We start from the raw sequence: 20,419 nt of genomic DNA, 5'->3' as shown, positions 1-20,419 counted from the left end.
GCCTTTTAGGTGCAGCAGGCGAGCACGGTTTCAAAGCGATTCAGCGCATCGTCGATCACGTCGTCGGTATCGGCCATGCTCGTATACAGGCGGCTGCCCGCCAGCGTGACGATGCCCTGAGCCATGAACGCCGCGCCCATTTCTTCCATCATGTGTTTGCGTGGTTTGACCTCGCGCATCAGCTTGAGCGGATTCTTGAAGTCAAGCAGCATCACCGCCGATGTTTCGAGATGCACAATTGAACCCTGATTATAGGCCACGAACGGCAAATCGAGCCGCTGGATAATCTCCTGCAAGCCCGCTGTGAGCCGATCTCCGGCCTGACCTGCCAGCACTGCCGCGTTGGTGCGCTCCATCTCCTCGATGGCGTAGTAGCCCGCCGCGCAGCTCAAGGGGTTGGCGGAGAGCGTGCCGCCGACATAGGCGCGTTCGCCTGTGCCGCTGATGCCCGCCGCAAAGTGCAGCATGATCTCGCGCTTGCCGCCGACGCCGCCCGCCATCGGGTAGCCGCCGGTGATGCACTTGCCGAACACTGTCAAATCTGGCGTGACGCCGAAGTAGCCCTGCGCGCCGCCCAAGCCGAGACGGAAGCCCGTCACCACTTCGTCAAAGATCAGCAGCGCGCCGAATTCGTCGCATAGCTCGCGCACCTTCTGGTTGAAGTCACGGGCAATGGGGCGCGTGCCGCTCTCCGGGCCGACCGGTTCGAGGATGACGGCGGCGGTCCCGCCCCGCAGGCGGTTGAGCATGAGCTTGCGTCGGAGTTGATCGAGATTGTTCGGGTAGAATTCCTGCGTGTGCTTGGTCGCCGCGGCGGGGATGCCCGTCGCTTCGTGGCGACCCGTGCCGGGGATGTGCAGCCCGTAGACCATCTGGTCACTCCAGCCGTGGTACGCGCCGCCGACCTTGATAATCTTCTTTTTGCCCGTATGCACGCGCGCCGCGCGAATTGCCGCCATGACCGCTTCCGTGCCTGATCCCAGCATGCGGAACATTTCGATGCTTGGCATATGCTGGTTGATCTTCTGCGCCAGTCGCAGTTCGTATTCATGGAACAGACCGGTCACCGGGCTGCACTCGCGGATCAGATCGACCAGTTTTTCGCGCACGGGCGCATAGTTGCTGCCGAGGATGGTCGGGCCACCCGCCTGCAAAAAGTCGATGTAGCGGTTGCCGTCTTCATCCCACAGATACGCGCCCTCGGCGCGGCGAATGGCGATAGGGAAGGGGTAATTAAAGGCGAGGTTATGCTGCACGCCGCCGGGGATGTACTGCTTGGCCTCGTCGATCAGCGTGCGGGACCGCTGGCAGTGCTCGTCAAAGTAGCGCAGGAATTCGGCCATTTTGTCGCGGCGAATAGGGCGCAGCGGCTGTTTGACGAGCTGATTCAACTGGCGGTAGATCGCCTCGGTGTCGTGCCACGCCGAAATCGCGGACTGCTGGGTAGTGGGGGGTGTCATCACGCGTTCCATCGGACTATCCTTTCACTTGGGCGAGCTGCTGCTCGATCTTTTTCTGCTCGGAGCGCAGTTTGGCAAAGGCGATCTCGCGAATCGGCAGCGGAATCTTGTCGATCTTCTCATCGGTATACAGCGCCAGCAAGTAACTTAACGCTGCTTTTTCCAGCAGCAGCACGTTGTGATACGCGCGCTCTGGCTTTGGACCGAGGCACAGCGCGCCATGATTCTTGAGGATATAGGCGTTGTGATGATTCTGCACGGTCTTCTTGACCTGTTTGACGAGCATCCCCGTGCCGGAGGGGGCGTAGGGAATGACTTCGACGCTGCGACCGAGGAAGCGCACCTGCTCATCGAACAGCGCAGGGATCGGCTTGTTGATCAACGCAATCGCGCTGGCAAAATCCTGATGGGTATGCATGACGCAGTTCACATCCGGGCGCACCTGATACACAGCGCTGTGGAAGCCCATCTCGATGGATGGCTTGAGATCGCCAGCGATCTTGTCACCGTTGAGGGTGTACACGCAGATGTCATCGGTCTGCATGGCGTAGTAGTCTTGATTCGAAGGGGTGATGGCAAGGGCGTCGGCGCCGGGCACGCGAATGGATATGTTGCCGCCTGTGCCTTTGAGAAAATCATCGTCGGCGAGTTTGCGCGTATAGTCGATCACATGCTGGCGGACGGCTTGATAGTCAATCATCGGCGGAGTCTCGGGTTAAACTTTACATTGTAAAGATTTTACGGTGGTTTCTTTACAGCGTCAAGTAACTGCGTTACGCTTCTCTTTATGAATCATAATTATCATCACGGCGACCTCAAAAACGCCCTGATCCGCGCGGGGATCGAACTCCTATCCCGCGAAGGCGTCCAAGCGCTGACGCTGCGCAGCGTGGCCAAGCAAGCCGGCGTCAGCCATGCGGCGCCCTATGCGCATTTTGCCGATAAGCAAGCGTTGATCGCGGCCATTGCGGCGGCGGGCTACGCGACGCTGTACGCGCAGTTAGCGACCGCTCAAACTGCGCGCGGCGATGCGCTGGAGCGCCTGTACGCCACCGCCGATGCGTATCTACAGTTCGCGCTTGATGAACCTGATCACTTCAAGATTACGTTTTCGGGCGTGGTCGAAGCGGAAAAGGACTATCCGGACTATGTCGAACAGTCGCGGCGATGTTTCGCACTGGTGGTCGCGCTGGTGGCCGATTGTCAGGCGGATGGGGTGATCGTGTCCGGCGACACTCAGTTGATCGCCGTGAGTATCTGGTCATGCATGCACGGCTTTGTGCATCTGTGGCTGGCGAATCAACTGCCGAGCGCGCTGCTCAGCCGCTACGCCATCCCGGAACTGCTGCGGATGCATCTCACGCGGGTCGTGCCGTTTGCCACCCGCCGACCAGAATAGAAAGGGACGCGCACCCGGCGCGTCCCTGCAATCTCCTAATCTGTGACGAACTCGCTGATTACTCGCGTTCCCACACGCCTTCGCCATTGAGGATACGGGCCAGTTGATTCGGGAAGCGGGCGCTGTCCAGCGGCTTGCCGAGAAAGCCGTCAAACCCCTGCTGGCGCACCACATCAATTTCGCTAACGTGCACGGTGTAGGCGATGATCGGCACGCCGCCTAACTGTTCGCGCAGCAGATCCTTGACCTGAAACCCATTGATGCCGGGCATTTCCAGATCGAGGAAGACGACATCCACCTGTGCCATTTGCGTGAGCGTGTCATTCAGCCGCAGCGGGTTCGCCACTTCAACGCACTTGACGCGGTTTTTCATCAGGAGGGTGCTGAGGACGCGTAGATTCTGCTGGTTATCGTCAATAACCAGCGCATGGACTTCGCTCATAGGGGCCTGTGTTCTCCCACGTACCACACTTCTTCACCGTTAATCACCCGGGCGACTTGTTCCGGGAAGAGATGCGCTTCGATGGGCTTCGCGATGAAACCCGAGAAGCCCCGGATCCGCGCTTCCGGAATGGCGATGGCGGGATCCATCGCGGAGACTGCAATGATCGGCACGTCTTTGAATTCCGGTACCAAGCGAATCTCGTCAAAGATGTTAAATCCGGAAACCTGTTTCGGCAGGCTCAGGTCGAGGATAATCAGATCAATTTTAGCGAGACGTTCCAGATGAAAGGGAACATCTTTCCCCCAGCGTTCAAATTCCACGACCGCCCCGTGTTTCATCAGCGTGATCTGGAAGATGACGCGGTTCTGCACATTGTCCTCAACGATGAAAATGTGCTTATCCTTCAGCAGCATGATCGACTTCTTCCTTAACTAATAATTCGCCAGATTGCCTCACCGTCGACGATCCGTTGGAATGTGTCCGGGAACGTGGTGAGGTCAATCGGTTTGGCAAGGCAGCCATCGAACCCGGACTGCCGCAGTTTGACGACCTCTTCGTTCATCACACTGGCCGTCAGCGCGACGATGCGCGTATTGTGTGCCCAGTCCAACTGCTGCAGCATGGACAGCATGGTGAAACCGTCGTACGGTTGCATGTGAATGTCGAGGAAGATGACATCGGGCTTTGGGGTGAGGGCTTCCACCTTCGCCAGAAAATCCTCGCTGTTTTCGAAAATTGTGACATTCGGCAGCTTCATGCGTCCACTGAGGAGCATGCGCATGAGCGTGCGGCTGTGCGGGTCGTCTTCAACGTAAAGTACGGAGATCTGTGGATTCATAGAGCCATTCCTTCGGCAGTCAATGTGGGCGTCAGTTGGTGTGATTCTACTGGCAGTGCGACGTAGAAGGTAGTGCCTTTCCCAACGTCGCTCGTCATCCACAACTTCCCGCCGTGCGCTTCGGCCAGGCTGCGCGCGATCGGCATGCCTAAACCGGTGCCACCCCCTTGCTGCAAGCCGACCTTGGTCTGCTTGAAGGCTTCGAAGACCAGATCGAAATCTTCCGCCGGAATGCCCGGGCCGGTATCACTGATCGCTGTGATGAGCTGCCCATCCTTCACCTGCGCGCTGACCGTGATGTGTCCAGCCGCCGTGAATTTGCAGGCATTCGAGATGATGTTGAGGAAAATTTGGAGAATACGCTGTCCGTCCGCGCGGATGAGCGGGAGGTTCGGCGCAATTTCCGAGCGAATCTCCACGTCTTTCCCGTTGAGCAAGCTGTTTCCGGTGGCGACGACGTTGACGAGAATATGGTTCACGTCGATGTTATCTTCGATGAACAGCTTGAGCGAACCCGCTTCGATCTTCGACATGTCGAGCACGTCGTTGATCAGGTTGAGCAGATGCTTGCCGCTGCTGACCACCTGACTGAGCAATTCCACCTGAAACTCGTTCACGGGGCCGGTATCGCCATCGATCACGAACTGGGTGAAGTTGAGCACCGCGTTCAACGGGGTGCGGAGTTCGTGCGACATACTGGCGAGGAACGCCGACTTCACCTGATCGCTGCGTTCGGCTTGTTCGCGGGCGCTCTGTAAGCTGATTTCACGCTGCTGGACGGCGAGCGCCATCTCGTTGAACGTGAGCGCCAGCTTCCCGAGTTCGTCTTCACCGCTTACCGGAATACGCTGATCGTACTGCCCGCCGATCATCTTGTCGGCGGTCGCGCGCAGGGTGTTGATAGGACGCAGCGCGAAACGATACAGCGCGAAATAGATGACGGTGAGGGCGAGCACGGTCAGCAGGGCGAAGGCGACAATCGTGTTGACCAGTGTGGTATTTTGGAAGGTGAAGATTTCGTCCAGCTCAAACAGGATCATCATGACCGCTGGGCTGGTCTGACCGTTCGCCGTCAGCGGCACATAGGCCGATGCATGCGGGACATCGCTGAACACCAGATCGTTGACGACGACGGTTGCTCCGGTGGCAGCGCGGGCGACCTCGGCTGGAATGAACTCGATGCCATGCTCCAGCGAGGTAGGCGTCACTCCTGCCTGATCAATGTTGTTCGTGCGGACCAGAAACTGTCCATCGAAGATCAGCCCGGCGAACACCCCCGGCGCATTGAAGAATAATTCCGAGAGGAAGTCCGCATCAATGTAGCGGCTGATCTGGATGGCGCCGAGGACGTTGCCCGTCGCGCTGACGACCGGCGCTAACGCGGCGAGGCGCACGGTCATCACGCCATCGTCTTCGGCGACAACGATATACGTGCCTGCCCCCTGCGATAGCGTGGCATTCAGCAGGTCATAGAGCTCGGTTTCGGTAGCTTCCACACCAAAATCGGCCAGCCGGTTGCCGTCACCATCGATGACATCGACATCGTCAAAGCCAAGCTGAGCCTGCGCCTGGCTGACGATGTCGGTCACATTGTCCACGTTGCGGCGACCAACAGCCTGAAAAAAAGCGACGCTGGAAGAGATGAAGTTGACGTCAATCGCCAGGTTGCGTTCGGCTTCTGCCAAGCGCTCCTGGGCGAGCACCGTCTGTTCGGTGATACGTTCTGTCCCGACTTCTTTGTTGAGGTTCTGTGTATTGGTGACAAGGAGAATGACAGTCAGCACGAGCAGAACGCCGAGCACGACCAGCAGCAGCGCACTCAGTTTGACGCCTAACCCGAGATCTCTTAACCAGCGCATTGATCATCTACTCCGTTATTGCTGTGTACGCCGAGCGTATTCGTCAGCGGCGGTGGCTGGCAGGAACAGACCGCCCGACACCGCGATATTTCGCGGAACTTCCTGCCCGGCGAGGTGCGCGACAATCGCGTCGAATGCCGGGCCGGCCATCGCTGGGCTGAGTTCAACCGTGGCGTTGGTGTCACCGTTCATCATGGCGAGGAAGATGTCCGGGATGGCGTCGACCGACACAATCAGGATGTCATTACCCGGATCAATGCCGTGATCCATCATGGCCTGCGCCGCGCCAATCGCCATATCATCGTTGTGGGACCAGACCGCGCAAATCTGCGACATGTCTTCGGAGGCGATGATGCCGTCCATGACCGCGTAGCCGCTATCGCGCAGAAAATCACCGGACTGCGAGAGCAGAATGTGCATGTTTGGGAACAGGCTGATGACTTCGTTGAAGCCGATCTGGCGGTCACGCGCTGCGCTTGACCCGACAGTGCCTTCCAGTTCGACAATATTGCACACGCCAGCGGTTGCCTGCGCCAGCCACGCCGCCGCTAAGCGACCCTCGTGCACGAAGTCGGAGGCCACGCGGGTGAAGTACAGCGACGGATCGGCTGTGACGTTGCGGTCGACGATCACCAGCGGAATGCCAGCGGCCTGCACTTCTTGCAGCACCTGATCCCAGCCCGTTTCGACGACTGGTGCGAGAATGATCGCATCGACACCTTGTTGAATGAAAGACCGCAGCGCGGCGATTTGCGTGTCTTGGTTATTTTGACCGTCTACGTAGAGCAAGTTGATACCACGCGCCTCAGCTTCGGCGATAGTCGCCGCGGTGAAGGCCGTACGCCATGCGCTCTCGGTGCCAACCTGGGCGAAACCAATGGTCAGACCGCTGCCGACGTTATCTTGCGCGAACGTGGGAAATACGGCGATTAGACTGACTAAAACGACAATTGACAGAAAGAATTTTCGACTGCGCATTTGTTTACTCCTTGTAATGTTTCTTAATTCTAGAGGATGTATTTGGGCATATAGACGTGAGGTTTTTGTGAATTTCTTGTAAAGGTCAATATGACAATAGTTTTATTGAGGTTAACTGGTGTGTCTCAGTTGAACTGTCGGGTAAAGACTGAGAATGGTCGCGGCGCGGTAGTTGGACGGACTGCGACCTGCCGTGCTGACGCTAAGCTAAGCCAGTGTCCGAAATACGAAAAAACGGGACAAGGCGTGCCCATCGCTGCGTAGCATAGAGTCTTTTTGGGGATAGCGGACGCAATGAATTGCGTCCCTACGAGAAAAGTGTGGTTGTGTAGGGACGCGATGATGCAGTTTAACTTATGAAGGCGGAGTACCGACCCCACCCCCGGCCCCTCCCGATGGGGAGGGGAGCCAAAGCTCTCTCCCCTCTCCCCTCTTGTGTGGGAGAGGGGTTGGGGGTGAGGGGTAATCCGTATCGTTTTCTTAAACTGCATTATCGCGTCCGCAAAAGCCCAAGACCGACAGGTAACCCGGTTTCACGGCAGTCGACGCACTTACCCGCCTGCCTTGTCCTTTGGCTGACAAACGGTCATTGGCTTAGCACGGCGGGTCGCACGAGTGCGGGATAGGCTAGCGAGAGGCGGAACTCAGTACTGGTTTTTTGGAAGGTGTAGGCGGCGTACTGCGCACCGCGAATGCCTTGCTTTGGCGGAAATGCTTCCGAAGCTTGGGCGGGAGATGGGGTGCGTTGTGTCCGAGGACGTGCCCCAGTGCCCGTGTCAATTCGTATAGGCCAGCGTACGGGATCCACTGCCACTGTCGCTCCCGCGCCAGATAAGCAATTTCATCCACCAGATAGTGTGCGCCGTGGGCGGCCGCGTCTTTGAACGTCTCCTCGGTGATATCTATCAGTGAAGAGGCGCGATCAAATTCATGCTGGAACACCTGCCGCAGTGTGTAGCGCTGCGAGTGGATCACGGCGGGGCCAGCGCTGTAAAGGGTGTCACAGCCGTCGTGGCGGAGGGCATTTGCGAATGCCACATCTTCGCATATGGTCAGGTCTTCACGGAAGGGATGCTGCAGGCAGAGCTCGCGCCGCGCGATGCTGCACACATTGGAGAACAAGCTCGCGCTGCGCAGCAGCTGTTCCTGATGCGCCGCTGCGCGGTGATCAGCGGCCGGGTAGTGGGCCGTTGCCATAAAGGTTTCCACTGGCGAAGCGTTGATCCGCGGCACCTGCCGCACCGACGCCGCGCCGACCTGCGGATCGTCCAGCAGGCCGACCAGCTTGTCGAGCCAGTCTGTCCCCAGAGGGATAATATCCTGTGTGATGAAGACGACTAGCGGGGTGATAGCAGCTCGGACCAGCAGATTCCGCGCGTAACCGGGTGTGTAGTCACTGTTGGGGATGGTGATTACCTGCGCGCCAAACTGTTTGAGCAGGGCGGGCGTGCCATCGGTCGAACCGGAGTCCGCCGCGAGTATGTGCACATTGCCATCGTAGCGCTGCAGCCGGATGAAGGGTAGGCACTGCTCCAGATAGTAGTAACCCTGAAAGGTCGGGATTAGGATCGTCACATCGGGACGCATAGATGTTCCCCTTGGTCGGTAATGCGCAAACCAGACCCGGTGGCGTGGCTAACCGCTTATACACGGAACAGCACCACCGCTGGTCTCAGTAAGCATAAGATATCATGGAGATGCGGCTATAATAGTTTAGAAAATCAATGTTATGACAATGAATGCGCGCAGCTAGCTATCAGACACGCGGATTGGTGCCCAGAGACAAGCCACTCCTGAAGATGTTAGCCCGTCGATACCGTGGGGCGACCCGGCTCGCCAGTCAACAGCGCGGTGACGATCCCGCCAAAGTCGAGTTCGGCGCCGCGTTTCAAACTTGCTTCGATGCCCGCATCGCCCAACTCTGCCTGCAGACGCGGAAGGATGCGATCTGCCCAGAAGTGCGCGTTGAAGTCGGCGGAGGGATGTGTAAGTGCCGTGCCGATCACTTCTAGTCCGCGTTCCGCGCTGCCAGAGCGAGCGAGATAGTCGCCATATAGCACCACGCAGATCACTATGAGCGAGCTGAAGCCGTTGGCCTGCGCCAACTGCGCCGCCTGCTGCACATGCCGCAGTCCAGCCTCCAGTTTGCCCTGTTCCATCGCAAACGCACCGAGATTCGACCCAAACAACCCTTCGCTCGTCTTGACTTCCAGTTCGCGCGTCAGGTCAATGGCTTCCTGCGTGAGCCGTTCAGCTTCCGGCAGGTTGCCTTCGGCGAAGGCCATGCCGCCGAGGTTGCCGAGCGACACCATCACGCGGTAACGGTCACCGATCTTGCGCGCGAATGACTCGCACTCCTGATAGTAGCCGCGGGCTTGATAGGCGCGGTCGGTCAGGTCGTAGACCACGCCGAGGCGGTTCAAGCTGGTCAGGATCAGGTCAGGCAGTTCCAGTTCGTGCGCCAGCGTCAGCCCTTCTTCCAGCGCCCGTTCCGCCTGTTCATACTGCGACAGGCTGAGGAGCAGACTGGCCGAGGCCGCGAGGAAGCGTGCTCGCAGCGCTCGGTCGCCCGTCGCATCGACGGCGGCTTGCGCCGTCACGACCGTCTCTTTGGCACGGTCGAACTGGCCGCGTTCAGTCAGCACATCGACCAGACCGAGCAGGGCTTCGGCGCGAGCGCGCGGCGATGGACTGCTGGCAAGCGCGCGTTCGAGATGCGCTTGCGCGTCGTCAAACTGGCCGATCTGCGTGTAGGTGCGTCCGATTTTCGCCAGAAGCTGCGCTTTGCTCACCGTCAGGGCGACGCCGCGCTCGTACAGGGCGAGGGCAGTGCGGTAGGCGCTGATGGCATGGGCTTTATCGCCCGCCAAGCGGAAGTAATCGGCGGCCTGTTCGCTGTCGTCGGCGCGTTCGTAGTGCTCGGCGATCAACGCCAGATATTCATCCTGCCGGGCGCCGCTCGCGCTGATCAGCCATTGCGCCGCGCCGCGGTGATAAGTTTGATGCTGGCGGCGCAGCAAATTGTCGTAAAGCGCGTCACGCACCATGCTTTGCGCGAAGGTGTATTCGACGCTCCCGGCGAACGCGGACGTTTCGCGCCGGGAGATGAACTGTCGCTCGACCAGCGTCGCCAGAATATCTGCGATGCCGTCAAGGTGGATTTCGTCGAGCGCGTCAAGCGTGCTGATGGCGGTGTCGTAGAAGATGCGTCCGATCACCGAGGCGCGCTGCAAGACGAGCTTTTCCGGATACAGCAGCGTGTCGATACGCGCTTGCAGCAAGCCGAGCAGCGTCGGCGGGACGCGCAGTGTGTTGAGGCGCGCGGCTTCCACCGTCCATTGGTCGTCGCTCACCTTAACGATCACCCGATCGTCGATCAGCATTTTGACCAATTCTTCCATGAACAGCGGGATGCCTTCGGCGCGTTCGACCAGCAAATCCCGCAGCGATTTAGGCAAATCGGCGACTTTTTGTAGGATCTCGCGGGCGAGGTCGCGGCTTTCGCGCTTGTCCAGCGGCAGCAGCGTCAGATGTTTATGGAACGACTGACCGCTGCCCCATGTTGGCCGCCGTTCGAGCAGCGCCGGACGCGCGAGACAGATCACCGTGAGGCGCAGCGCGGGCTGGTCGACGAACAGGTCGTTGAGCAGATCGAGCGTGGCGTCGTCGGCGTAGTGCAGGTCGTCGAGCAGCATGACGACCGGGTCTTGCTCACACACGCGCACGATGAAGCGCGTGAAGAACTGCTTGGCGCGGCGGCGAATCTGCTGCGCGTCGTTGAGGATGCCTTTGATGGCCGGGCTGTCTGAGAAATCGAACCCGGCGAGCTGTCCGATGAAGGCGGCCATCTCCGCGTCACCCTGCGCCAGGGTCGCGACGCCCGTTTCGACTTTCTGACGGACGACGGCGGGCGGGTCGCTGTCAAGAATCATGAAGCGGAAGGAGAGCATGTCGCGCAGCAGGGCGTAAGGACGCTGGAGCGCCGAAGCGGTCGCGCGCCCACGAAAGATGCGGTAGGACTCTTCGCGTAGTTCCGCCCACTGCTCGAATTCATAGAGCAGGCGCGACTTGCCCAGACCTGCCGCCCCGGTCAGCGTGACGACCTGCGTCTCTTCGTCTTCAAAGGCATTGAGGTAGGCGTTCTGGAGCTGCTTGAGCTCGCTGTGCCGCCCAATCATCGCCGTTTCCACACCTTCGATCAGCGGCGTTTCCATGCGCAGCGACCGTTCCTTGAGCGCGGTGACGCGGAAGGTGGGCACCAGCTCCTTGCGCCCACGCACTTTGAGCGGATCGCCGGGATAAATGTCAAAGACGCCGCGCACATGGCGATAGGCGTCATGCGAGATCAGGATGTCGCCGGAGGTACTTTCGGCGAGGCGCACGGCTAACGTTACGCCGAAACCCGTCGCCGTGACCGAATCAGCGCTGCGCCCCGGTGACAGGAGCGCCAGCCCAGTATTGACGCCAATGCTGAGCGGGAGCGGTTCGCCCTCCTCGCCCAGACCGACCACTTGCGCGCGCAGGTACGCTTGCACATGCAGCGCTGTGCGCACCGCCTGTTCGGTATCGTCTTCACGGCTGGTCGTCATGCCCCACAGCGCGGTGAGATGTCGATCTGCCTGTTCGATGATCTTGCCGCCGTGCGCGTCGACCAGACGCTGCGCCTCGTCCCACAGCGCCTTGACCGCTTTGCGAGCGGCTTCGGCACCGCGGACAGTTTCGAGCATCTCGTCGTATTCGACCGCGTCGATGTGGACGACGGTCACGACTTTGTTCTGTTCGGTCGGCGTCGGGGCGGTATCGGTGGTGGGCGTGCGACTCTTGCTCGTGGTCGCGCTCAAGGCGACCTGCCGCAGCGTCGCGGGCGTTTCTGCCACCTGACCGAGGGCGTGCACCACATCGCGCGCCAACGCACCTGCTGACTCGTAACGCTGGCGGGCGTCCTTGGCCATCGCCCGGGCAATGATCTCGTCGATGGCCGGGGGCAGCGTTCCGTTGAGCACGCTGGCGCTCGGCACGGGCGATTGCAGATGATGGAAAATGAGCGCTGTGATCGGCTCGGCTGGGAAGGGCAGCTTCCCCGTGAGCATCTGAAACAGCATCACGCCGAGCGCGTAAATATCGGTGCGGTGATCGATCTCGTCGTTGCCCATCAACTGCTCGGGCGACATGTATTCCGGCGTGCCGACGAGCGCCCCGGCCTGCGTGATGGTGCTATCCGTGCCGCCCGCCATGCGGGCGATGCCGAAGTCGGTGACGAACGTGTTGCCGTCGCGGTCGATCATGATGTTTGACGGCTTGATATCGCGGTGGATGACGCCCTGCCGATGCGCATAATCCAGCGCCGCGCCGAGCTGGCGCATGAGGAAGCCGACTTCGTCAAACGGAAGCTGGCCGCGGCTGATCACTTCTTTGAGCGTGCCGCCGCTCAGGTAGCGCATGACGATATACGGCGGGTTGTGCGACCCGTCAAAGTCGTAGACGGGTAAAATGTGCGGATGCTCCAGCCGAGCAATCAGACGGGCTTCGCGCTGAAAGCGGAGGATACTTTCGTCCTTGCCATCGACGGATTTGTGCAGCACCTTGATGGCGACATCCCGGTCAACGCTGGCTTGCCGCGCCCGGTACACGGACGCCATACCACCGCTGCCGATTTCCTCAAGGACTTCGTAGGATCCCAACCGCATGCTCTTTGCCTTCACCTGCCCCGTATTCGCCCTCCATTTTAGCAGGATTTGGCCGGGGAGGGCGTGCAGACTCATAACGTCGGCGGGTGTGCGTTGGTTCCGCGGTGGTTGTTGCAGAAAGCGGCGAACATGGTCACAGTTGATCCGCGCTGGAATAGACTTTGGAGGCACGCAATTATGGTTTATCTCTACGGGCAGCAGTGGACGCGCGAGCAGCTCATCCGGCAGGTGGGGCATCTCGATCAGATCGCCGGGATTAAACTCGTCGAAGCGGCGGACGGCAGCGAACGCGGCGCGCGCCTGTTCGAAGTGTGGACGGGCAGCGGTTTGACCTTCCACGTCAGCGCCGACCGCGCGCTGGATATCTCGGCTTGTGCCTACAACGGGATGGCGCTGGCGTGGCGCTCGTCGGTCGGCGACAGCCACCCGGCCTTCACCGAGAATCACGGGTTGGAATGGCTGCGCGCCTTCCCCGGCGGGTTGCTCGCGACCTGCGGATTAGATCAATACGGCGCGCCGAACGTCGATAATGGCGACCCCATGCCGCTGCATGGGCGGCTCGGCAGCATCCCGGCGCGGTATGCCAATTACCGCACCTACTGGCAGGATGACGAGTACTGCCTCGAAATTACCGGGGAGATGCGGCAGACGCGGGTGTTTGGCGAAAATCTCGTGCTGCGCCGAACGATCACAACGCGCCTGGGGTCATCGGTCATCACAATTCACGACCGCGTGACCAACGAAGGTTTCGCGCCGCACCCGCATATGCTCCTGTATCACTTTAACCTTGGGTGGCCGCTGTTGAGTGCCGAGGCGCGGTTGGTGATCGATACAGAGAGCACCGAGGCGCGCGACGCCATCGCCGAAATTGGCTTGGCGGACTGGTCACGCTTCCAGCCGCCGACGTCCGGCTACAGCGAGCAGGTGTTCCGGCACCGTCCGCGCGCCGACGCCGCTGGCTTCGCCAGTGTACGGCTCGAAAACCCGGCGCTCGGCCTCGGTCTGCGCTGGCGCTATGACACGTCGACTCTGCCGTATGTGTTCCAGTGGAAGCAGATGGGCGAGGGCGTGTATGTGCTCGGCGTGGAACCGGCGAACTGCGGCGTGATTCAGGGGCGCGCGACTGCCCGCGAACGCGGCGATCTGCCGATTTTGCAGCCGCAAGAAACGCGCGAGTATCACCTTGAGGTCGAGGTGATCAGCGTGTGACTTAAGCACACAGCCGACCCCACTCCCGGCTCCACGCCTCCGAATTCAGGGAGGGGAGACAGCAGATTCGCCAAAGCCGAATTCGTTTTCGTGGGGACGCGATTTATCGCGTCCGCTCCTCAAAAATTGCGACAAGATCGCGCCAAGGTAGGGGCAAGGCGTGCCTCGCCCCTACGGGAAAATACCCTCTATTTGAGCATATAGACGAACACGTGTCAGACTTCATAAAACTTTCGAAATTTGCATTCGTTTCTGCATAATGCAAGAAAAATGAAAGTTTGACAAGAAAAGCGCAAGTTACTACACTCATGTCGTTGGCTTGAGGAGCGGCATGGATAATCAAGAGTCAGCGCTGCTGGCCGTCGAGCGGCAGCGCATCATTGCGGAGATTTTGAAGCGGGAAGGGGCAGTTCGCACCGTCGAACTGTGCGAACTGCTGCGCGTCTCCGCTGTGACCATCCGCGCTGACCTGCGCGACCTCGAAAGCGCGGGCGTATGCTCCATCATCTGGGGCGGCGCGGTCTCCAAGACGCCGCCGACCGAAGAAGAAGCCTTCCTCGACCAGCGCAGCATCCTCCACCGTGAGCGCAAACAGCGCATCGGCCAGCGCGCCGCGCAGTTGATCACCAGCGGCCAGACGATCATCGTGGACGCGGGCACGACCACGGTCGAAATCATCAAGCACCTGCCGCAAACCTTCGACTATTTGCGCGTGATCACTCCGGCGCTGAATGTCGCCGCCGCAGCCAGCAGTTACGCCTATCTCGAATTGATCATGCCGGGGGGCATTCTTCGCCCGATCACGCGTTCGCTGATCGGCCCGCAGACGCTGCACTCGCTGCGCCTGTTCAATGCGGATTGGACGTTTCTGGCGTGCGGGGGCTTCGATGTGCCGCACGGCGTCACGGCGTCGAACACGCTGGAAGCGGAGATCAAGCGCACGATGGTCGAGCAGGGCGCGCGCGTCGCGCTGGTGGCCGACAGCAGCAAATATGGGATTGTACGGTCGCTCAACGTCGCGCCGCTGACCGAGATTGATGTCCTGATCACGGACGATCAACTGGCGGACGAGGCGGCGGTCGCTCTGAGCACGACCGGAATAGAAGTCATTCGCAGCTAGAATTGAGGATACTATGAGCGTTGCCTATCGTTTAGCCCGGCTCTTTGCCCCGGACGGCAAATGTTTTGATGTGGCCGTCGATCACGGCTTTTTTGGCGAAAAAGGATTCTTGAGCGGCATTGAGAACATGCCCGACGTGATCCGCGTGCTGGTGGAAGCCGACCCGGACGCGATTCAGTTGAGCATCGGTCAAGCGCCGCTGCTGCAAGCCATCCCCGGCAAGCGCAAGCCCGCGCTGGTGCTGCGCACCGATATCGCGAACCTGTATGGCACCACCCTGCCGCGCACCCTGTACAGCCGCATGATCCACGAGCCACTCGAACACGCCATCCGCCTCGATGCCGCGTGTGTGGTCGCGAACTTGTTTATGCTGCCGGGGCAACCGGAAGTCTGGGAGCAGTGCGTGCAGAACATCATGGCGCTCAAACCGCTGTGCGAACGCTACGGCATGCCGCTCATGATCGAACCCCTGGTGATGCAGGCGAACAATGCCAAGGGCGGCTACATGGTCGATGGCGACATCGACAAGATCATGCCGCTCGTTCGACAGGCGATTGAACTGGGTGCAGATATCATCAAGGCCGACCCGACCGACGACGTCAGCCAGTATCACCGCGTGATCGAGATGGCCGCAGGCAAACCCGTGCTCGTGCGTGGCGGCGGCAAGGTCTCCGACGAGGAAATCCTCAAGCGCACCTATGACCTGATGCAGCAGGGCGCGATGGGCATTGTCTACGGGCGCAACGTGATTCAGCATGAGCACCCGGCGGCGATCACCCGCGCGCTGATGGCGGTCGTGCATGACAACGCGACGCCGGAACAGGCCATGAGCTATCTGCGAGGCGCAAACGCATGAGCAAGCAGCAAATTCGCTTCGGCGTGATCGGTCTCGGCCTGATGGGACGCGAGTTTGCCAGCGCCGCTGCCCGCTGGATGCATCTGCTCAACCTTGATGTCGAGCCAGTCATCACGGGCATCTGCGACTCGAATCCCGCGCTGTTCGACTGGTTCGCCGCCAACTTCCCGTCGATCCAGATCAAGACGGGCGATTATCACGATCTGCTCAACAGTGATCAGATCGACGCCATTTACTGCGCGGTGCCGCATAATCTGCACCAGCAGTTCTACATCGACATCATCGCCGCGGGGAAGCATCTGCTCGGCGAAAAGCCGTTTGGGATTGACCGCGCGGCGAACGCGGCGATTCTGGATGCGATCAACGCCCACCCGGAGGTGCTGGTGCGCTGTTCCTCGGAACTCCCGTTCTACCCCGGCGGTCAGCGCATTTTGCAGAGCATCAAAGAGAACCGCTTCGGCAAGATCATCGAGGTCGAAGCGGGTTTCCTCCACAGCAGCGACATCGACCCCAACAAGCCGATCAACTGGAAGCGCATGATCGACATCAATGGCGAGTACGGCTGCATGGGCGACCTCGGCATGCACGTGTTTCACATTCCGCTGCGGGCGGGCTGGCAGCCAAAAAACGTGCGCGCGGCGTTGAGCAACATCGTCACCGAACGCTTCAATAAGGACGGCGTCAAAGTGCCGTGTGCAACGTGGGACAACGCCATTCTGCTGTGCGATGTTGAGAGCGCGCAGCACGGCGCGTTCCCCATGACGCTCAAGACGTACCGCATCGCGCCGGGTGAGACGAATACGTGGTACATCAACATCTACGGGACGGAACAGAGCGTGCGCTTCTCCACCCGCCAGCCGAAATCGTACTACACGATGGACTACAAGAGCGGGAGTCGCCAGACGTGGAACGAGGAAAGCCTCGGCTATGCCAGCGCCTACCCGACGATCACGGGCGGCATTTTCGAATTCGGCTTCTCCGACAGCATTTTGCAAATGTGGGCGGCCTTCTGTGACGAAGTCGCGCATGGGCGCGGCGGCATGCAGCAGTCGTTCTACTGCGCGACGCCGGAAGAGACGGCAGCGCATCATGCCGTGCTGACGGCCGCGCTGGAGTCGTACAAGCAGCAAGCGGTCATCCCGGTGGTGAAGGGGATTTAGGGCAGGGCATTCAAAGACCCCTCACCCCAACCCCTCTCCCAAAAGAGGAGAGAGGGGACATGGCGACGTTTTTCGTCTCCCTCCCTTGGGATCGGGGGATTGAGGGGTGGGGTCAAGCGAGACGCGCGCGCCCCAAAAATCACAGGCGGTTCGTCACTCTCGCCCTTAGAAATGGTTTCGGAATTAGTGTTTTGAGGAACTCTAGATGGCTTACGATGTCATTGTCTGCGGGCAGTTGTGCGCCGATCTGCTGCCCGATGCCACCCGCCTGCCGCTGAGCGCGCTCTCGTCGCCGGGGAAACTGTTCGAAGTCGGCGCACTGACCGTGGCTACGGGTGGAGCGGTCGCGAACACGGGACTGGCGTTTCATCGGTTGGGCGTGAACGTCGGGCTGATGTCCTCGATTGGCGACGACCTGCTCGGTCAGATGATCACGTCCCGACTGAATGAGTATGGCGGGCAGCTGGGCGATTTGCTGCAGGTGCGTCGGGGGAATTTCAGCTCGTACTCGGTGATCATCTCGCCAGAGAACACCGACCGCATCATCTTACACTGCCCCGGCATCAACGAGCAGTTTGACGTGAGCGATGTCAACTTCGCGATCATCGACGGGGCGAAGTTTTTTCACCTCGGTTACCCAACGCTGCTGCCGCGCCTGACTGCGAACGGCGGCGAAGCCCTGGCGCACGATCTATCAAAGGTGTCGGCGGCGATGGGCGTCATCACCTCGCTGGATTTGACGCACCCCGACCCGAACAGCCCGAATGGGAAGCTCGATTGGGGACAAATTCTGGCGAATGTGCTGCCCTACGTTGACATCTTCCTGCCGAGCATCGAGGAAATCATCTTTATGCTGCGCCGCGCTGACTATGACCGCTGGCAGGGGCGGGCGTTCCCCAACGTCACGCAGGCATACCTGAGCGACCTCGGCGACGAACTCCTGAGCATGGGCGTCAAGATCGCCGGGTTCAAGCTGGGCGAATACGGCTTCTACCTCAAAACTGCGCCGCAGGTGGAGACCTTCGCCCAGTTTGAGCGGCGCTTGGGGCTAGATCCACTGGTATGGGCGGGGTTGGAACTGTATCAGCCGGCCTTCGACGTGACGGTGGTCGGCGCGACGGGCGCGGGCGACTGCGCCTACGCGGGCTTTCTGACTTCGCTGCTGCATCAGGCGAGCCCGCAAGCCGCGATCCGCTTTGCGTGCGCGGTGGGCGCCTGCAATGTCGAGTCGCCGGACGCGACCAGCGGCGTCCGGTCATTGGCCGGAACGTGGGCGGATGGCGCAGGGGTGGGCGCTAGCCAGCGCGCCGTTGTGGCCTGATTTCTGGCCTGAGCCGCCCACCACGCCGCCCCGATCAAGCAGACGTTTTCGCCGTGCTGCGCGGGTCGGATGAGATTCGGCGGGATGAAGCGCGAGTTGAGGATATGCGCGTTAATGATTTCACGGGCCGGTTCGAACAGCAGGTCGCCGAGTTTGGCGACGCTCCCGCCGATGACCATCGCTTCCGGGCTGAAGAGGTGCAGCAGGCTGACCATGCCCAGGCCGAGGTATTCGCCCGCCGTGCGGATGACCGACAATGCGAAGGCATCCCCCTGTTGGGCGGCGTGGCCGACCGCCGCGCCGTCGATAACTGGGGCGGTCCGCAAGGTGGACTCGACCATCGTGGACGCGAGCAGCCGCTGGGCGCGGTCGCCGATGGCTGTGCCGCTGGCAATCGCTTCGAGGCGGACGCGCTCGCCTTCGGGCGTGGTCACCATGACGTGTCCGGGTTCGGCGGCGAGGCCGCTCCACCCGGTGAATAATTCGCCGTTGATGATGACGCCGCCGCCGATGCCCGTGCTGATGGTCATGTAGAGCATGGGGTTGCAGCCGCGGCCTGCGCCGCCGCGATACTCCGCGAGTGCGCCGAGGTTGCCATCATTCTGCATGTAGACGGGGCAGCCGAACGCCTGTCGCAGAATGTCGCCGAGCGGGACGGCGTGCCAGCCGGGCAGGGTGAACGAATGGTGGATGACGCCGGTCGCCGCATCATGCGGCCCCGGCGCGGCGATCCCGAGCGCGTCGGGCACAGCACCCGCTGGGATCACCTGCCGACCGAGCGCGATCAGGCGCTGGATGACCGTGTCACGCGGATCGGTCGCCTGTGTCGCGGTTTCGACGCGTGTTTGCTGCGTGAGTGCGCCGTCATGGAACGTATACCATGCGGCGCGCATGCGCGTGCCGCCAAAGTCGAGCGCGAGGATGTTCACGGATTAACGCTCCCCGTCCAGCCCGTTGATCTGGCTGTAGAGCGTCCGGTCAGGCAGCGGCGTCACGTCGGTCGCCAGCAGGCCGTGATGCAGGGCGGGGCGGCCGTTCTTCCAGATCGTAATCGCCGCCGCGCCCTCTTGCAGTGCTGGATAGGCCAGCCGCGCCCAATCCCGCGCCAGCACGCGATCACTGTGCGACGGTGCGCCGCCGCGCTGCGCGTGACCGAGGCGGGTTTCGCGCAACCGCGCGCCGACTTTGCCCGCCAGCGACGCCAGCACCGCGTCTTTGTCGGGGACGAATTCGGTGTAGACGAGCAGGGCATGGCCTTTGCGTTTGAGCGCGGCCTTCAGGCGTTCGACGAAGTACGGCTCATCGTCAATGGGGTACTCCGGCACGAGCACGACATCCGCGCCCGCGCCTTCGGCGACCGCCAACGCGAGCATGCCCGTGTGCCCGCCGAGCGTTTCCAGCGTGAAGAAGCGTCCGGCGAGCGCGTGCCCGGTGGCGCGCACACCGTCGATGGCGTGGTAGGCGTACTGGCACGCGCTGTCAAAGCCGAGCGTGCGCTCCGTGCCCGCGACATCGTTGTCGATGGTGGTCGGCACGCCGACACACGGGACGCCGATCTCCTGCAGGATCGGGGGCAGGTAGCGCAGGCTGCCGTTGCCGCCGAACAGCAGCACATTGTCGATGTGGTGCTTGATCAGCACGTTATCGAGCGCCTGCCGGTTCGACCATTCACTCAGCACCGGATCACGGCTGGAGGGCAGGTACGAGCCGCCGATGGCCATATACGGCGCAACGGTCGCGGAATTCAGCGGGACGAGCTCTTCGTCCAGCAGGGCGCGGAAACCGCCGAGCGCGCCGATCAGCGTGTCACCAGCGGCGTGGGCTTGTTCGCATAAGTGATAGAGAAACGCGTTGATGCCGGGGGCGTCGCCACCGCTCACCACAACTAAGGTCTTCATGAGAGATTCTTTCGCGGTTGACTACTCAGGGCGCGGATCATTTGGTATTGCCGATCTATCGGATTATAATCATAAAATCGTTTACATATGGGAGAAACTACCATAAGCCGATGGCCAAGTCACTGGTCGCTATAGTGATTCACTCTGTAACACTTAGTTTCGAAAATTGCGTTATGAGGAGCACACCCC

Annotated in this window: 16 protein-coding genes and 1 pseudogene; 6 read left to right on the top strand and 11 right to left on the bottom strand. The window is 60.7% G+C overall.

Features of this window, described 5'->3' with window-relative positions; all coding sequences use genetic code 11:
• Positions 1–5 precede the first annotated feature (5 nt).
• Together IPK17_RS28790 and IPK17_RS28785 are read right to left on the bottom strand one after the other, a co-directional pair.
• The gene (locus IPK17_RS28790) at positions 6–1,472 is read right to left on the bottom strand and encodes an aspartate aminotransferase family protein (protein ID WP_343421145.1); all 1,467 of its coding nucleotides are present in this window, start codon (positions 1,470–1,472) and stop codon (positions 6–8) included.
• A gap of 4 nt (positions 1,473–1,476) precedes the next feature.
• The gene (locus tag IPK17_RS28785; protein ID WP_343421144.1) at positions 1,477–2,160 is read right to left on the bottom strand and encodes a class II aldolase/adducin family protein; all 684 of its coding nucleotides are present in this window, start codon (positions 2,158–2,160) and stop codon (positions 1,477–1,479) included.
• A gap of 87 nt (positions 2,161–2,247) precedes the next feature.
• On the opposite strand from IPK17_RS28785, the gene IPK17_RS28780 reads away from it, so the two are divergent.
• The gene (locus IPK17_RS28780; protein WP_343421143.1) at positions 2,248–2,859 is read left to right on the top strand and encodes a TetR/AcrR family transcriptional regulator; all 612 of its coding nucleotides are present in this window, start codon (positions 2,248–2,250) and stop codon (positions 2,857–2,859) included.
• A 58-nt stretch (positions 2,860–2,917) separates the two neighbouring features.
• On the opposite strand, the gene IPK17_RS28775 is transcribed toward IPK17_RS28780, so the two are convergent.
• The 7 genes from IPK17_RS28775 to IPK17_RS28745 all read right to left on the bottom strand — a co-directional run bounded on the left by IPK17_RS28775 (position 2,918) and on the right by IPK17_RS28745 (position 12,666).
• Positions 2,918–3,301, bottom strand: a complete 384-nt coding sequence (locus tag IPK17_RS28775) for a response regulator (RefSeq protein WP_343421142.1) — start codon at positions 3,299–3,301, stop codon at positions 2,918–2,920.
• Complete coding sequence (locus IPK17_RS28770; protein WP_343421141.1) at positions 3,298–3,717, bottom strand: response regulator; 420 nt, start codon at positions 3,715–3,717, stop codon at positions 3,298–3,300. The genes IPK17_RS28775 and IPK17_RS28770 overlap by 4 nt, the downstream gene beginning before the upstream one ends.
• A gap of 14 nt (positions 3,718–3,731) precedes the next feature.
• Positions 3,732–4,142, bottom strand: coding sequence for a response regulator (locus IPK17_RS28765; RefSeq protein ID WP_343421140.1), 411 nt, complete (start codon positions 4,140–4,142; stop codon positions 3,732–3,734).
• Positions 4,139–6,001, bottom strand: a complete 1,863-nt coding sequence (locus IPK17_RS28760) for an ATP-binding protein (RefSeq protein WP_343421139.1) — start codon at positions 5,999–6,001, stop codon at positions 4,139–4,141. Before IPK17_RS28760 ends, IPK17_RS28765 begins: the two co-directional genes overlap by 4 nt.
• 15 nt (positions 6,002–6,016) lie before the next feature.
• Complete coding sequence (locus IPK17_RS28755) at positions 6,017–6,979, bottom strand: ABC transporter substrate-binding protein (protein WP_343421138.1); 963 nt, start codon at positions 6,977–6,979, stop codon at positions 6,017–6,019.
• A gap of 627 nt (positions 6,980–7,606) precedes the next feature.
• A complete protein-coding gene (locus IPK17_RS28750) occupies positions 7,607–8,566 on the bottom strand; it encodes a glycosyltransferase (protein WP_343421137.1) in 960 nt (319 codons plus the stop codon).
• Positions 8,567–8,781: 215 nt separating this feature from the next.
• Positions 8,782–12,666: a serine/threonine-protein kinase gene (locus IPK17_RS28745; protein WP_343421136.1), complete on the bottom strand. Its 3,885-nt coding sequence runs from the start codon at positions 12,664–12,666 to the stop codon at positions 8,782–8,784.
• 177 nt (positions 12,667–12,843) lie between these two features.
• On the opposite strand from IPK17_RS28745, the gene IPK17_RS28740 reads away from it, so the two are divergent.
• The 5 genes from IPK17_RS28740 to IPK17_RS28720 all read left to right on the top strand — a co-directional run bounded on the left by IPK17_RS28740 (position 12,844) and on the right by IPK17_RS28720 (position 18,332).
• Positions 12,844–13,875, top strand: a complete 1,032-nt coding sequence (locus IPK17_RS28740) for an aldose 1-epimerase family protein (RefSeq protein ID WP_343421135.1) — start codon at positions 12,844–12,846, stop codon at positions 13,873–13,875.
• Between the two features lie 331 nt (positions 13,876–14,206).
• Positions 14,207–14,995, top strand: a complete 789-nt coding sequence (locus IPK17_RS28735; RefSeq protein ID WP_343421134.1) for a DeoR/GlpR family DNA-binding transcription regulator — start codon at positions 14,207–14,209, stop codon at positions 14,993–14,995.
• A gap of 13 nt (positions 14,996–15,008) precedes the next feature.
• Positions 15,009–15,851, top strand: a complete 843-nt coding sequence (locus IPK17_RS28730; protein WP_343421133.1) for a class I fructose-bisphosphate aldolase — start codon at positions 15,009–15,011, stop codon at positions 15,849–15,851.
• Entirely contained in the window at positions 15,848–17,011 is a 1,164-nt protein-coding gene (locus tag IPK17_RS28725) for a Gfo/Idh/MocA family protein (RefSeq protein ID WP_343421132.1), read from the top strand. The genes IPK17_RS28730 and IPK17_RS28725 overlap by 4 nt, the downstream gene beginning before the upstream one ends.
• A 205-nt stretch (positions 17,012–17,216) precedes the next feature.
• The gene (locus IPK17_RS28720; RefSeq protein ID WP_343421131.1) at positions 17,217–18,332 is read left to right on the top strand and encodes a carbohydrate kinase family protein; all 1,116 of its coding nucleotides are present in this window, start codon (positions 17,217–17,219) and stop codon (positions 18,330–18,332) included.
• Positions 18,333–18,352: 20 nt separating this feature from the next.
• Here the strand turns inward: IPK17_RS28720 and IPK17_RS28715 are convergent.
• Positions 18,353–19,261: pseudogene (locus tag IPK17_RS28715) on the bottom strand (ROK family protein); the annotation flags it as partial.
• A 3-nt stretch (positions 19,262–19,264) separates the two neighbouring features.
• Positions 19,265–20,230: a 6-phosphofructokinase gene (locus IPK17_RS28710; RefSeq protein WP_343421130.1), complete on the bottom strand. Its 966-nt coding sequence runs from the start codon at positions 20,228–20,230 to the stop codon at positions 19,265–19,267.
• Positions 20,231–20,419: the final 189 nt, after the last annotated feature.

This window comes from Candidatus Flexifilum breve (assembly GCF_016713355.1).
Note: the sequence above shows the minus strand (reverse complement) of the source record. Positions and strands in the feature narration are given on the sequence as shown.

Bases quoted from the DNA above. Each gene is read 5' to 3' on its own strand.
- IPK17_RS28790 (WP_343421145.1), bottom strand. From the start codon at position 1,472: ATGGAACGCGTGATGACACCCCCCACTACCCAGCAGTCCGCGATTTCG.
- IPK17_RS28785 (WP_343421144.1), bottom strand. From the start codon at position 2,160: ATGATTGACTATCAAGCCGTCCGCCAGCATGTGATCGACTATACGCGC.
- IPK17_RS28780 (WP_343421143.1), top strand. From the start codon at position 2,248: ATGAATCATAATTATCATCACGGCGACCTCAAAAACGCCCTGATCCGC.
- IPK17_RS28775 (WP_343421142.1), bottom strand. From the start codon at position 3,301: ATGAGCGAAGTCCATGCGCTGGTTATTGACGATAACCAGCAGAATCTA.
- IPK17_RS28770 (WP_343421141.1), bottom strand. From the start codon at position 3,717: ATGCTGCTGAAGGATAAGCACATTTTCATCGTTGAGGACAATGTGCAG.
- IPK17_RS28765 (WP_343421140.1), bottom strand. From the start codon at position 4,142: ATGAATCCACAGATCTCCGTACTTTACGTTGAAGACGACCCGCACAGC.
- IPK17_RS28760 (WP_343421139.1), bottom strand. From the start codon at position 6,001: ATGCGCTGGTTAAGAGATCTCGGGTTAGGCGTCAAACTGAGTGCGCTG.
- IPK17_RS28755 (WP_343421138.1), bottom strand. From the start codon at position 6,979: ATGCGCAGTCGAAAATTCTTTCTGTCAATTGTCGTTTTAGTCAGTCTA.
- IPK17_RS28750 (WP_343421137.1), bottom strand. From the start codon at position 8,566: ATGCGTCCCGATGTGACGATCCTAATCCCGACCTTTCAGGGTTACTAC.
- IPK17_RS28745 (WP_343421136.1), bottom strand. From the start codon at position 12,666: ATGCGGTTGGGATCCTACGAAGTCCTTGAGGAAATCGGCAGCGGTGGT.
- IPK17_RS28740 (WP_343421135.1), top strand. From the start codon at position 12,844: ATGGTTTATCTCTACGGGCAGCAGTGGACGCGCGAGCAGCTCATCCGG.
- IPK17_RS28735 (WP_343421134.1), top strand. From the start codon at position 14,207: ATGGATAATCAAGAGTCAGCGCTGCTGGCCGTCGAGCGGCAGCGCATC.
- IPK17_RS28730 (WP_343421133.1), top strand. From the start codon at position 15,009: ATGAGCGTTGCCTATCGTTTAGCCCGGCTCTTTGCCCCGGACGGCAAA.
- IPK17_RS28725 (WP_343421132.1), top strand. From the start codon at position 15,848: ATGAGCAAGCAGCAAATTCGCTTCGGCGTGATCGGTCTCGGCCTGATG.
- IPK17_RS28720 (WP_343421131.1), top strand. From the start codon at position 17,217: ATGGCTTACGATGTCATTGTCTGCGGGCAGTTGTGCGCCGATCTGCTG.
- IPK17_RS28710 (WP_343421130.1), bottom strand. From the start codon at position 20,230: ATGAAGACCTTAGTTGTGGTGAGCGGTGGCGACGCCCCCGGCATCAAC.